This is a genomic window from Nonomuraea deserti, from assembly GCF_004348685.1.
GTDB lineage: Bacteria > Actinomycetota > Actinomycetes > Streptosporangiales > Streptosporangiaceae > Nonomuraea > Nonomuraea deserti.
Genome location: NZ_SMKO01000110.1, coordinates 18,812 through 30,643, shown reverse-complemented (window position 1 = coordinate 30,643; position 11,832 = coordinate 18,812). Strand labels below are relative to the sequence as shown.

The 11,832-nt window shown below is 70.7% G+C and carries 13 protein-coding genes; 9 read left to right on the top strand and 4 right to left on the bottom strand.

From position 1 onward, the window contains the following. The first annotated feature begins 93 nt into the window (after nt 1-93). From E1292_RS31395 to E1292_RS31375, 5 genes are all read left to right on the top strand, one after another. Complete coding sequence (locus tag E1292_RS31395; protein ID WP_246090464.1) at nt 94-1,047, top strand: radical SAM protein; 954 nt, start codon at nt 94-96, stop codon at nt 1,045-1,047. 106 nt (nt 1,048-1,153) lie between these two features. After that, nucleotides 1,154-1,882 carry a phytanoyl-CoA dioxygenase family protein gene (locus tag E1292_RS31390; protein ID WP_132599467.1) on the top strand — a complete coding sequence of 243 codons (729 nt, stop codon included), beginning with the start codon at nt 1,154-1,156 and terminating at the stop codon, nt 1,880-1,882. Between the two features lie 292 nt (nt 1,883-2,174). Further along, complete coding sequence (locus tag E1292_RS31385) at nt 2,175-2,828, top strand: recombinase family protein (RefSeq protein ID WP_132599464.1); 654 nt, start codon at nt 2,175-2,177, stop codon at nt 2,826-2,828. An 18-nt stretch (nt 2,829-2,846) separates the two neighbouring features. After that, the gene (locus tag E1292_RS31380; RefSeq protein ID WP_132599462.1) at nt 2,847-3,176 is read left to right on the top strand and encodes an STAS domain-containing protein; all 330 of its coding nucleotides are present in this window, start codon (nt 2,847-2,849) and stop codon (nt 3,174-3,176) included. A gap of 175 nt (nt 3,177-3,351) precedes the next feature. Then, nucleotides 3,352-3,981 (top strand): helix-turn-helix transcriptional regulator, encoded by a 630-nt coding sequence (locus tag E1292_RS31375; RefSeq protein ID WP_246090463.1) that lies wholly within the window; start codon nt 3,352-3,354, stop codon nt 3,979-3,981. Nucleotides 3,982-4,107: 126 nt separating this feature from the next. Here the strand turns inward: E1292_RS31375 and E1292_RS31370 are convergent, their stop codons facing one another. Continuing rightward, complete coding sequence (locus E1292_RS31370) at nt 4,108-4,287, bottom strand: hypothetical protein (RefSeq protein WP_132599460.1); 180 nt, start codon at nt 4,285-4,287, stop codon at nt 4,108-4,110. 419 nt (nt 4,288-4,706) lie between these two features. On the opposite strand from E1292_RS31370, the gene E1292_RS31365 reads away from it, so the two are divergent. Beyond that, nucleotides 4,707-5,738 (top strand): TerC family protein, encoded by a 1,032-nt coding sequence (locus E1292_RS31365; RefSeq protein ID WP_132599458.1) that lies wholly within the window; start codon nt 4,707-4,709, stop codon nt 5,736-5,738. Nucleotides 5,739-6,304: 566 nt separating this feature from the next. On the opposite strand, the gene E1292_RS31355 is transcribed toward E1292_RS31365, so the two are convergent. Together E1292_RS31355 and E1292_RS31350 are read right to left on the bottom strand one after the other, a co-directional pair. Further along, on the bottom strand, nt 6,305-7,312 hold the full coding sequence (locus E1292_RS31355) for an L-threonylcarbamoyladenylate synthase (protein WP_246090462.1): 1,008 nt from the start codon (nt 7,310-7,312) through the stop codon (nt 6,305-6,307). Between the two features lie 195 nt (nt 7,313-7,507). Continuing rightward, a complete protein-coding gene (locus E1292_RS31350; RefSeq protein ID WP_132599454.1) occupies nt 7,508-8,140 on the bottom strand; it encodes a carbonic anhydrase in 633 nt (210 codons plus the stop codon). A gap of 450 nt (nt 8,141-8,590) precedes the next feature. Here E1292_RS31350 and E1292_RS31345 point away from each other — a divergent pair, with 450 nt between their 5' ends. The 3 genes from E1292_RS31345 (at nt 8,591) to E1292_RS56160 (ending at nt 11,032) form a co-directional block, all read left to right on the top strand. Further along, nucleotides 8,591-10,306, top strand: coding sequence for a hypothetical protein (locus E1292_RS31345; RefSeq protein WP_132599452.1), 1,716 nt, complete (start codon nt 8,591-8,593; stop codon nt 10,304-10,306). A 46-nt stretch (nt 10,307-10,352) separates the two neighbouring features. Beyond that, nucleotides 10,353-10,520, top strand: a complete 168-nt coding sequence (locus E1292_RS51505; protein ID WP_165974835.1) for a hypothetical protein — start codon at nt 10,353-10,355, stop codon at nt 10,518-10,520. Between the two features lie 179 nt (nt 10,521-10,699). After that, a complete protein-coding gene (locus E1292_RS56160; protein ID WP_439331917.1) occupies nt 10,700-11,032 on the top strand; it encodes an alpha/beta hydrolase in 333 nt (110 codons plus the stop codon). An 11-nt stretch (nt 11,033-11,043) separates the two neighbouring features. Here the strand turns inward: E1292_RS56160 and E1292_RS31340 are convergent, their stop codons facing one another. Further along, complete coding sequence (locus E1292_RS31340) at nt 11,044-11,811, bottom strand: nucleotidyltransferase family protein (protein ID WP_132599450.1); 768 nt, start codon at nt 11,809-11,811, stop codon at nt 11,044-11,046. Nucleotides 11,812-11,832: the final 21 nt, after the last annotated feature.

Sequence of the window (11,832 nt, the reverse complement as noted above, 5' to 3'; positions counted from 1 at the left end):
GAGGCAGCGCGTCGGGTCGGCGGGGCGCGGGCGGGTGTGCGGGTGTGCGGAATCGCTTGAAAACGCAGTCGAATGCGTGTTCCACTGGGGGGTGTGGCTTGGGATGCGCTTTCGCTGGTTGAGGCCGCCGACGATCGCCCGCTGATCGAGCGGCGCGCGGTGGTGCGCGGCGGTTTCTACGAGCTGCAGGCCCGTACGGTGATCGAGCGGGTGCCGCAGGCCGCGGGCATCGCTCAGAGGTGGGCGCTGTCCCCTTACCGTGGTTGTGCTCATGCCTGTCTCGGGTGCGGCGCCCGTGCCGGGCACCGGCGGCTGGGGCTGGACGCGGGCGGCGACTTCGACACGCGCATCGTGGTCAAGCCCAACGCGGTGGCGCGGCTGCGGGCGGAGCTGGCGCGCTGGGACGGCCAGGAGCTGGCCGTCGGGGTCAGCGGCGACTGCTATCAGGTGGCCGAGGAGACCTACCGGCTGATGCCCGGCGTGATCGCGGCGCTGGCCGGGGCGGGCGTGCCGTTCACCGTCTACACCAAGAGCGCGCTGGTGCTGCGCGACGCCGGGCTGCTGGCGCGGGCGGGGGCGCGGGTGGCGGTGTCGATCGCGTTCGTCGACGAGCGGATCCGGCGGGCGGTCGAGCCGGGCGCGCCCGGCGCGCAGGCGCGGCTGGAGCTGGTGTCGGCGCTGGTGGAGGCGGGCGTGGACTGCCGGGTGCTGATGGCTCCGGTGCTGCCGCTGCTCAGCGACGCCGCCGACCAGCTGACGGCCACGGTGCGGCGCATCGCGGGGGCGGGCGCGAGGGCCGTGGAGCCGGTGGTGCTGCGGCTGCCGCCCGGCACCCGGGCGTGGTACGCGCAGTGGCTGGCGCGGGCGCATCCGCACCTGGTGGAGCGCTATGAGGAGCTCTACGACCGCGCGGGCCTGCCCTCCCCCGGCTACGAGGAGCGCATCACGGGGCAGATCGCCGAGCTGTGCCAGGTGTACGGGATGGCCTGCGGGGCGCCGCCGCCACGGCCGCTCGAGCCTCGGGCGGCGCAGCTCGCCCTCGTGTGAGCCCAGCCCTCGTGTGAGCCCTCCTGAGGGCCCGTGAGGGCTCGTGCGTGTCCGGGGGCGAAGACCGCGGGGAAAAGCGCTGGACGGCGCTGCTAGCGTGCCGGCCATGGGAGTCATCGATGTGGAGGCGTTCGTCGAGCGCGGGTTCGTCAAGGTCGAGGCGGTGGTGCCGCGCGAGGTGGGCGACGCGGCCAGGGCGCTGCTGTGGCAGCGCATCGGCCTGTCGCCCGGCGACCCTTCGGGGTGGACCAAGCCGGTGGTGTGGACCGCCGACCTGACCGGTGAGGGGCCGTTCGGGCAGATCATGGGCAGTGAGCGGCTGCGCGCCGCGCTGGACGCGGTGGCCGGGCACGGCCGGTGGGTGCCGCGCGGCAGCGCGGGCAACATCCCGGTGCGGTTCCCGGGGGTGGCGCCGGCCGATGACCGCGGCTGGCACATCGACGCCAACACCGTTCTGCCGGGCGGAGGCTACGGGGTGAGCGGGCGTCCTCAGACGTTGCTGCTGCTGGTGCTGTTGTCCGAGGTGGGGCCGCGTGACGCGCCGACCAGGATCCGGGCCGGCTCCCAGCGCGAGGTGGCCGCGCTGCTGGACGAGCGGGTGCTTGACCCGATCGAGCTGGGGCCGCTGCTGGACGCGGCCGGGCGGGAACGGCCGGTGGAGTCGGCGACGGGCCTGCCGGGAGACGTGTACGTGGTGCATCCGTTCACGGTGCACGCCGCCCAGGAGCATCTGGGCGAGCGGCCGCGGTTCATGGCGCAGGCGCCGGTGTTCCTGGCCGGGCCGCTGAGCCCGGGCGACGACTCCCCGCTGGGCAGGGCCACGGGATGGTCGTGACGGCCTGCCCGCCGGGCGCCGAGGGAGGACAGGGCGCCGATCAGGCAGGATGCGTGCCGGGAGCGACGGTCGACTGGAGGAGATGCCGAAGCATCAAGCGGATCAACAAGGTCAAGCTCCACCGGGGGGCAGACCAAGTACGAGAGAAAGGGATAGTCATGTCGCTCACCAGGGCGATCACACGGCCCCACGCGTGACGTCGTCGAACGGGTGATGGCGAGCGTGCCGGCGGCCCGCGCCGCGGGGCGGCCGGTGTTTCATGAGCCCTCGCCTGTGAAACAGCCGGGGCAAGGTGGCCGCCCAGTGTCACACCGCCCGCTTCCGGCTGGTGCCCGCGCTGGCCAAGGCGCTCAACGTGCCCACCCCCGCGCTGCGCAAGCCCGGATCGGCCTGGGTCGAGCTGCCCCGCCCCGCCGGCGGGACTCAGACATCCGGGCAGGCCAAGATCGGCTACGCTCGCGCCTCGACGGTGCGCCAGTCACTGGACACTCAGCTGGACTCCCTCAAGGCGGCCGGGGTGGAGCCGGATCTTCTCCGAGAAGATCTCCACGGCGCCACCCGCCGCCCGGAACTCGAGCGGGCTGTGGCCCTGGCCCGCGAGATGCGCGCCTCCGGCATCGCCGTCGCTCTGGTCGTGCACGAGCACAAACGGCTCGGCCGCGGCCTGGCCCTGGCCGAACTCGCCGAGCAGCTGCGCGCCGCGGGCGTCGCCTTGGAGTTCCTCACGGGGGAACTCCAAGGCGCCCACGACCCGTCCGGCGTGGTGTTCACCGTGCTGGCGGCGCTGTCGGGGATGGAGCGCGAATTCATCCGCGACCGCACCCTGGAAGGCCACGAGTCGGCCCGCAGGAACGGCAAGGCCATCGGACGTGTCCTTATCCCAAGGAGTCGCGATGGTGTTGCGGCTCGCTACCGGGGCAGCACCGCAGTGCTCGTTTCCGGGTGAGGCCAAGGATGGTGGTTCATGAACGCCGATGGCAAGGACAGCGTCAACGGCGCCGCCGACGATGGTGCCGAGGAACGGTTCACCGTCTCCATCGGTTTGCATGAGGACTTCATCCTCGCGCGCGCGGTGGGCGAGCTGGATTACGCGTATGCCAGGATGCTGCACCGGCAGCTCAAGGACGCTTGGGAGATGACGCGGTCGGCCGGGCTGATGGTAGACCTGAGTGGGCTGACCTTCTGCGATTCGATGGGCGTCGGCATCTTGGTGCTGCTGCTGCTGCGCCAGAGCCGGGAACAGCAGAGCACGCTGGTCTTGTCGGCCGTCCCCACCACCTGGAGCGCATCTTGACCGTCACCGGCCCGTTGACCGCCTTCCACATCGAGGCGTCGGTGGAGGAGGCTATCCAGGTCGTGCAGGCAGCATCAAGGCCCGGCGGCCGCGCCACAGCCACCGGGCGAGGCCGAGCCCGGCTGAACCGCCGCACTCGCCGTGCACCTGGGCCGGTCATGATTCAACCTCGGGCATGGATCACCTGAAGAACATGTCGCTTGAAAATGTTCAGGTGTCGTCAGGCTCCGACTTCCACCCGGCGGAGGAGATCGTGGGCGCCGAAGGCGCGGCTGACCGAGAGCCCACCTGGACCTTCCTGACCAACCACGCCCGCGTGCTGGTGATCCTCGCCGGCAATCCCCGCGCGCGGATCCGGGACATCGCCGCGACCATCGGCATCACCGAACGCGCCGCGCACGGGATCATCACCGATCTGGTGCAGGAGGGCTACGTGGAGCGGGTACGTGAGGGCCGCCGCAACCGGTACGCGGTCGTGCCGGGCCGCCACCTGCGTGATCCCAGCCAGAACACCGTTCCCGTGCATGGCTCATCGACTTGTTCGCCGGTACCGTCGCAGGCCCTGACACGCGCAGCGGCGCCGAGGCCGAACAAGAGGCAGAGGCACCTCGGCGGCGTTCGACGCGCGCGGCGCGCCTGGCCTGGTTCTCACCCGAGTACGCGGGGCGTTCGTGGCGGACGTGCCGCCGTCGGTCGAGGAGACGCCGTACGTGCGGCTGGGCGACTGGGTGCCGCTCTGGCGAGCGGGATCACGCTCGGCGGCGCAGCCGCGGCAGTCGCCCGGCGGATCACCGGCCCTGACTGATCGAAGCCTGCGATGCCACCACGACGGGCATCGACGAACCGTCGGCGCGGCGTGCTTCAGGTTCCTGTCCCCGGCCGCTGGCGGTCCGGTGGGCACTTCGGCAGGTTGACAGGCTCGGCATTCTTGTCAGCCACGCCTTCCCGGCCAATCCGGGCGGTCCTCGACAGGCTGCCTGCGGGAGGCGGCGCGGCGGCGGACGGCGGCGTGGGACCGTCGCGGTGGAACCCACAGCGCAGCGGCGCTGATGATCGCCGAAAAGATCAGCAGGATCCCCGCCAAGATCTCAAGCAGCACGCTGATCGACATAAGGACTCCCCCTCGGCCTCGCCTGGAGATGCGGCCACGAGGACGAAGGTCTTCCCGCACCCTCCGCCTCTGCAGCCGCGTCGGCCAGGCCGCGAGCAAGATGGCAGAGGGCCATCCCGCCGGGCCTGTCCAGGCGTGCAGACCGTGATGACGACCGGGATGCCGGATGGCGGGTACTCCCCTTGCGTGCTCCTTCCACTATCGGCCCAGCTCGCGGCGCCGGTCAAACGCTTGACGATCACCATGGGAGCCGCCGAAGTGGAGCTGACCAGGGGGTTCGCCTAGCCTGGAAGGGCGAGGGGAGTACTTCCCAAGAGCCGACCCGGTCAGTACGGGCGTGACCTCGTCCCCGGGCGGCCGCCCGCACGGTCGTGGGTGAAGGAGACCTCGAACAGCCCTGTCGCGTTCGAGGAGGTTCCATGCCCGCCCCAACCAGTCTGATGACGGCTGCTCCGCTGGAGACGATCGGCTCGCCGCAGCTGTGGGCGATCACCGTTGGCTGCCTCGCGCTGCTGCTGGGCGCGGATTTCCTCGTGACGCGGCGGCCGCATGAGGTGCGGATGCGGGAGGCGGTCGGCTGGTCGGTCTTCTACCTGGCGCTTCCTCTGCTGTTCGGCGTCTATGTGTGGCGTGCGTTCGGATCGCAGGCGTCGGTGGAGTTCTACACCGGGTACGTGGTGGAGAAGTCGCTGTCGGTGGACAACCTGTTCGTGTTCATGCTGCTGCTGTCGGCCTTCGCGGTGCCCCGCGAGCTGGCCCAGCGGGTGCTGCTGTACGGCATCATCGGGGCACTGGCGCTGCGCGCGGTCTTCATCGCCTTGGGCGCGGCAGCGCTGCAGAGGGGTACCTGGGCGTTCCTGCTGTTCGGCGCGATCCTGATCGTCACCGCGGGGAAGATCCTCGCCGACGCGCTAAGCGGCAAGGAGAAGGAGGTGGACATCTCCTCGATGCGCTCGGTCCGCCTGCTGCGGCGCTTCATGCCGGTCACCGGCGACTACCGCGGCCCTCGCCTGATGGTCCACGAGCAGGGCCGACGCGCCCTGACCCCGTTGGCGCTGGCCATCGTGGCCGTGTTCGCCACCGACATCGTCTTCGCGGTTGACTCGGTGCCCGCGGTGTACGGCGTGACCGAAGACCCCTTCCTCGTCTTCGCCACCAACGCCTTCGCCCTGCTGGGCCTGCGGGCGCTGTACTTCGTGCTGCTGGGCGTGCTGGAGAAGCTACGGCACCTCAACCACGGGCTCGGCGTCATTCTCGGTTTCATCGGGGTCAAACTCCTCCTGCACTGGGCGCACGGCATCTGGCCTGCGGTCCCAGACATCCCCACCCTTGTCTCACTCGGCGTCATCATCGTGGTCCTGACGACCGTCACGATCACCAGTGTGCACGCCAACCGCCGCGACGCCCGCCGTGATGTCCAAAGTGTCACCGGCTCACGCCCGGATGGTTGACCCCGCGTGGCGCCCCGGTTTCCGATCCGAAGCCATTTCAAGGCGAGCACCACCGCTTGCGGGCGCACATCCCGCAGATACGCCTGCGTGCGAGCCGCGTCTCGCAGGTCCAGGTGGTCACGGCCCGCAATGACTACCTCAAAGCCGTCGGCGTTCGGGCGACGGGCGACGGGCGACGGGCGACGGGCGACGGGCGACGGGCGACGGCGGATCGGACCATACCGCGGTGGCCGCCACGAATATCCGGGGCCCGTCCGGCAGCAACTCGTGCGCTTGGATAACAGCCATGGCTCTGGATTGTGGCAGAGCACGGGTCCCGAAATGCCCGCGTATGGGGGGCGCAGGACAGGACGATGAACGCCTGGGCCGGACTCGGTGGTCCTCCCGGCGCTCCCTCGGGGCGTGGATATCTAACGACTGTTAGATAAACACGCCGGACCGGCTTCGTAAGGCCGTCTACGTGCGGATCCACCCGGGCTTAGCGCTAATACTCGTGAGTAGAGTCCCGACACCCCGTCTACGTCTGCCCGGCCGGTCATTGTCAGACAGAGGGGCCGCGGTGCCGCTCACACGGCGGGCCGAGGTCCTGCGGCCCGGCGCAGCCGGTTGGCGATCGCGGCTCCCATCCCCTGCTCCGCCGGAGGGGACGCGATGATGAGGTCGCAGCCTCGCTGGTCGAGTTCGCGCAAGAAGGCGTACAGCTCGCGCGCATAGGCGGGCATCGACGCGGGCAGCGCCACCACGGCGTGCGCTTTCACCTCGGCGTCGGCGAAGGCGACAGGAAGCAGGACGCCCACCTGGTGCCCCGATTCCTGCGCACGTTCCGCTTCGGCGATCACCTTGTCGGGCGCGACCAGGACGACCCGGGCCTGCGGCGCGTAGTGCGAGGGATGCTGGCCGGGCACCCGGATGTGGCTTGTCGCGGGGACCTCGAGCGGGCGCCCCAGTGCCGCTTGCAGATCTTCGCGCGTCACTCCGCCGGGCCGCAGGATGCTCAGGGCCTCGCCCGTGGCGTCGACGATGGTCGACTCGACGCCGACCTGGCAGGACCCGCCGTCCAGCACGACGTCGACGGCGTCGCCGAGTTCGGCGCGGACGTGGCCGGCCGTGGTGGGGCTGACCGAGCCGAAGCGGTTGGCTGAGGGGGCCGCGATGCCGCCGCCGAAAGCCGCCAGCAGCGCGAGCGCGACAGGATGGGCGGGCACGCGCACGGCCACCGTCTCCAGGCCGCCGGTCGTCTCCAGGGGCACCCGGCCGCCGCGCCGCAGCACCAGCGTCAACGGCCCCGGCCAGAAGCGCTCGGCCAGCAGCCGCGCGGGGGCGGGCACGTCCGCCACCCAGTCGCCCAATTGCTCCGCGTCGGCGAGGTGGACGATCAGCGGGTGGGAGGGCGGACGCCCCTTGGCCTGGAAGACGCGCGTGACGGCGGCGCCGTCGGCGGCGTTGGCACCCAGCCCATAGACGGTCTCGGTCGGGAAGGCCACCAGACCTCCGCCGCGCAGCACCCCGGCCGCCCTGTCGATGGCCGCACTGTCCACGGCCGCACTGTCGATGTCACCAGGTCTTGCCGTCACCCTCGCCATCCTTCCACTGCTGTTTGCCGCCGCAATCCGCACAGCGACGCGACGATGATCAATGACGGTCCGGTGCCCCGCCCGCAAGGTGGAGCAGCCTGGCAGCGCCACCACCCCCAGGGCCCAGCCCTCTGCCCGGGCACGTTCAATGCCCTGCTCGCCCGGGCAATCCGGGGCCGCCACCCGGACGCCTTTCTAGACCGCAGCCCTGCTCAGGCCATGCGCGGCGACCAGCCGCGCACTGCCGTCGGCCAGCCGATACGACAGGCCCACCACCGCCAGGCGGCCATCGGCCACCCGCTCGGCCAGCACGCGAGAGCGCTCCAGCAGCAGGTCGGCGCTGTGTCGGATGTGCTCATGCAGGATCTGCTCGCCCTGATCGTGTCCGGCGGCGCGGGCCGCCAGCACGCTCGGCATCACCCGCTCGACGACGTCACGGACGAACCCGGCCGGGGTGCTGCCGCCGTCCGCGGCGGCGCAGGCCGCCGCGATAGCCCCGCACGACTCATGGCCCAAGACCACGACCAGCGGGCAGCCCAGCACGCTCACCCCGAACTCTATGCTGCCCAGCACCTCGGTGCCGGCCACGTGCCCGGCCGTGCGGACCACGAACAGATCACCCAGGCCCCGATCGAAGATGATCTCGGCGGCCAGCCGGGAATCGGAACACCCGAACAGCACCGCGAACGGGCTCTGCGCCGGCGCGGTCTCGGCGCGGCGGGCGGCATCTTGGTTGGGGTGCTCCGGCGTACCGGCGACGAAGCGCTGGTTGCCCTCCAGCAGCATCGCCAAGGCATCATCGGGCGTCAGCCTCAGGATCTCAGTCATGGCCGCAGGCTACTGGGTATCAGGGCACGGCCCACGCACCGTCCCGACGCCGGCCGTACGCGCCCACGCGCTCGGGCTCCACCAACGCGGCCACTCGATGCCGGAAATCTGCTTCCGGCCCAGCACCGACCATGCTCGGCCACCGACCACCGTGGCAGGAGGCACGATGTCGAACCACCACCCCGTTCCCGCCGCGTCAGACCCTGCCGCTCGAGCCCTCTATGCCGCAGCGCCCAGCTCCGGCACATCCCTCGCCAGGTGAAACGCGTGCTGGACCTGCTGGAACCGGCCTGCAAGCAGTGACCACCACCGCACGCACACCCTCCTGAAGGGGCATTCGCGCACGATAAGCCGTTGTAAATCGACGGACCGTATGGTCGGCAAATGACTGATATGGGCGATGGGCCGTGGCGTGCTGACATCCGGCGCACAGGAACTCTCCGCGGGGCGATGACCCTGGTACGACGGGCATGGATCGCGATGGTCACAGCCGTGGTGTTGACCCTGGCCCCGCTGGTCCTCCTGATCGGATCAGCGTTGACGCTGGTCGTCGGTGAACAGGTGGCGCTCGTCAACGGCCGGCCGGGATACACCGGGCAGCCGGGACCGGCGCTTCTCTTCTCAGCCGCCGTGGGCCTAGCGGTGGGTGCGTTCGCGAACGTGCTGGTCGTCTCCGCCACCACGCTCATTGCAGCCGGTCGCCTCCTCAACCGGCCGATCTCGCCGGCGGGAGCGTTGCGGGCGTGCCTGGCCCGCTGGCCCGCGTTGCTCGGGTTCGTCATCCTCGGTGTCGTGGCCGGCGCGGCTGTGCTCATCTCGTCCTGCCTCGTGACCGGGCCAGGCCCGGGCCGGGTGTTCGTGGTGCTCCTTCTGGGTCTGGTCGCGATTCAGGGCGCGCTGACGATACCCGCTGTGGTGCTGGAACGACAAGGGCTTGTCGGTGCCCTGGCCAGGGCCCTCAGTGTGGCCTCCGGCAAGCGCCTGGCGATCTCGGCAACGCTGGTCGCCGGCATGATCCTTCCGGTGCTGGCGGTCGTGGGCGCGTACTGGATGAGCGACCGGGCGGCCGATGTCGTGCCGGCCGCGGCTATCGGCCTTCCGCTCCTCCTGCTGACCGTCCCGGTTCAAGGGGCGGTGCTCGCCGTACTGTTCCTCAAGGCGGTGCCGGAGGGAGAGTTGCCCGCCCTCCGCGATGGACTGCCCGGCCCCGGACAGTCATGGCAACCGCGACCACCCATCGCCCTCGGCGGGCTCCTGCTTCCAGGGCTGCTGCTGGCCGGGATGGCGGTGTTCAACCCGCTTTCCTGGCGGGAGATCACCACCGGCGACCATTGGGAGCACACCATCGACCCACGCTCGGGGGTCACCCACACCCGGCTGACCTGGATGGACTACGACCGCGACGGCATCGACGCCTTCGTCGTTGGCCGGGATGGCCGTCCCTCGCTGGTATCGGCCGAAAAACAGCTGATCTGCGATGATCGCCGCTGCCGCGAGCATCGCTGGGCCACGTTGGAAAGCCCGGGAGGTGAGGTGTTCGGCGACGTCTCCGTCGGGCCCGGCGACGGCTACTTCGTGGCGCGGATCCAAGAACCGAACCTCACATCGTGGCTTTGCGATCACCGAGCCCGTTGCGTTCCCGGCACTGATCTGGAGGTCCCCGGCCGGACGTTCCCGTCCCTGGTCACTGACGTGGGCTCCGATGGGCGCGCGGTGATCGCCTATCAGAAGAACCGGCCCGGCCACAAGGCCGGGTTGACCCTGGTGACCTGCCGGGATCCGCGATGCACGGACACGACCAAGGCCACCACGCAGGACGTCGACGCGGAGCCGATCGTCGACGTCGCCGCGTCAGCCAACGGGCGAATCATCGCGGCGGTGGCACATCGGCACAAAGGCACGCTCAGCATCCATTCGTGCGACTTGACCGAATGCCGGAAACCCATCGTGATCAATCAGGTCTCCCGGGAAGGGGCCCAGGGCGTCGAGGTGATCACACGGCCCGACGGGCGCCCCGTGGTGCTGTACGAAGGCAGAAACGGCCCTCCCGCGCTCGTGAGCTGTCAATCCCCGGACTGCGCGCGAACCGACTCGGCGCGACTCCCCATCGCCCGCCCACATCCCACCGCGCCGGGCACCCGACCGGCCCCCGGCAGTCTCCCTTGATCGATCCGGCCGAGTCCTCGTCGCCGGACGGCAAGGGACCAGCATTGTGCTGATCTCGTGTCTCGGCACCAGCTGTACGACCCGTCCCATCGCCGCCGGCGACGTGTTCGCCCGTCCCACGCTCATCCGCGACCACGCCGGCCACCTCGTGATCGCATGGTGGGACGCGACCGGACTCCACATGGCGACCCTCCACAACCGCAATGAGGGCTGATGGTCGGGAAGGTTCGATAGCGGCCCTCCTGGTGTCCAGGCCGAAGTTCTCGCCGCGATATTCCGCTGGACGCGTCAGCCCGCGGCGGCTGTTTCACAGGCGTTCGCATGAAACGCATGTCCCGCAAGACGGTCAAGCTTGGTTGGGGGTCATGACACGTTTCTTACCGGCACCCCTGCTTGTGTCGTGATCGCGAGGACCTCGGCGCCGTTGCCGGAGCATGGCCCTGGCGTCTTGAGCAGACCCAGACGTCTCCGCATGGAGCAGGCGCAACGGCGCACATCAAGCCGACAACCCGCACCCCAAGACCCCGTCAGTCCCACGCCGACCTCGGCGGAGCCCTCGCCACCCACCGCGCCTTCGGCAGGAGGGCCGCGTTCGTCACCGTGGAGGGATGGAACCACGGCATCCTCGGCGACAGCTGCGCCGACGGCCTCATCGCCGGCCGGATCGGCCACCGCACCCTGCCGGCGAAGGACGTCTCCTGCCCGGCTGCCGCCGCGGGCCGGTGACCGGGCGAGCCTCACGATCGGGAGCGCCAGGCGGCCAGTTCCCCGGCGGCCTCGTTCAGGTCCTTGGCCGTGTCGATGGCGCGCCAGTACACCCCTTGCGGCAACTCGTACCCCGCCAGGCGGCGCTGCCGCGCCAGGCGCGGGAAGGTGCTGCGCTCGTGGTCGCCGAGATCCGGGAGCATCGAGGCGAACGAGGCGGAGAAGACGTAGACGCCGGCGTTGACCGGATAGGGCGAGGGCGGGGCCTCGACGAAGTCCAGGACGTTGCCGAAACGGTCGACGTCGACGGTTCCCCACGGCAGCCGGGGGCGGGCCAGGGCGAGCGTGGCGTGCGCGTCGCGCTCGTGATGGAAGGCCGCCATGGCGCGCAGGCCGAAGCGGGTCCAGATGTCGCCGTTGGTGGCGTACCACGGCTCGTCGGGGCGGGGCAGTGCGGCGGCGGCGAACTTCAGCCCGCCCCCGCGCCCGAGCGCTTCCGCCTCGACCACCGCGGTGGCCGTGAGGGGCAGGCGCGCCGTGCCGAGCCAGTCGAGCACCACCTCGGCCAGGTAGCCGCAGGAGATGACGGCGTCGGTCACCCCCTCGGCCGCCAGCCATTCCAGCTGGTGGCCGATGATGGGCAGGCCGGTGCCGGGGATCTCGACCATCGGCTTGGGCCGGGTGTCGGTGTAGGGGCGCAGGCGGGAGCCCTGCCCGCCGGCGAGGATCACGGCCTGGGTCACCGGCCGCGAGGCTCGCGGCGACTCACCGGCGGACGGGATGAGATCGTCGACAGTCATGACGGCAATCTAGAGGGCGGC

What these genes read in the sequence shown, in the direction of transcription:
- E1292_RS31350 (WP_132599454.1), bottom strand. Translation starts at nt 8,140, where the DNA reads ATGACTGAGATCCTGAGGCTGACGCCCGATGATGCCTTGGCGATGCTG.
- E1292_RS31365 (WP_132599458.1), top strand. Translation starts at nt 4,707, where the DNA reads ATGCCCGCCCCAACCAGTCTGATGACGGCTGCTCCGCTGGAGACGATC.
- E1292_RS31390 (WP_132599467.1), top strand. Translation starts at nt 1,154, where the DNA reads ATGGGAGTCATCGATGTGGAGGCGTTCGTCGAGCGCGGGTTCGTCAAG.
- E1292_RS31380 (WP_132599462.1), top strand. Translation starts at nt 2,847, where the DNA reads ATGAACGCCGATGGCAAGGACAGCGTCAACGGCGCCGCCGACGATGGT.
- E1292_RS31340 (WP_132599450.1), bottom strand. Translation starts at nt 11,811, where the DNA reads ATGACTGTCGACGATCTCATCCCGTCCGCCGGTGAGTCGCCGCGAGCC.
- E1292_RS31345 (WP_132599452.1), top strand. Translation starts at nt 8,591, where the DNA reads ATGACCCTGGTACGACGGGCATGGATCGCGATGGTCACAGCCGTGGTG.
- E1292_RS31370 (WP_132599460.1), bottom strand. Translation starts at nt 4,287, where the DNA reads ATGTCGATCAGCGTGCTGCTTGAGATCTTGGCGGGGATCCTGCTGATC.
- E1292_RS31375 (WP_246090463.1), top strand. Translation starts at nt 3,352, where the DNA reads ATGGATCACCTGAAGAACATGTCGCTTGAAAATGTTCAGGTGTCGTCA.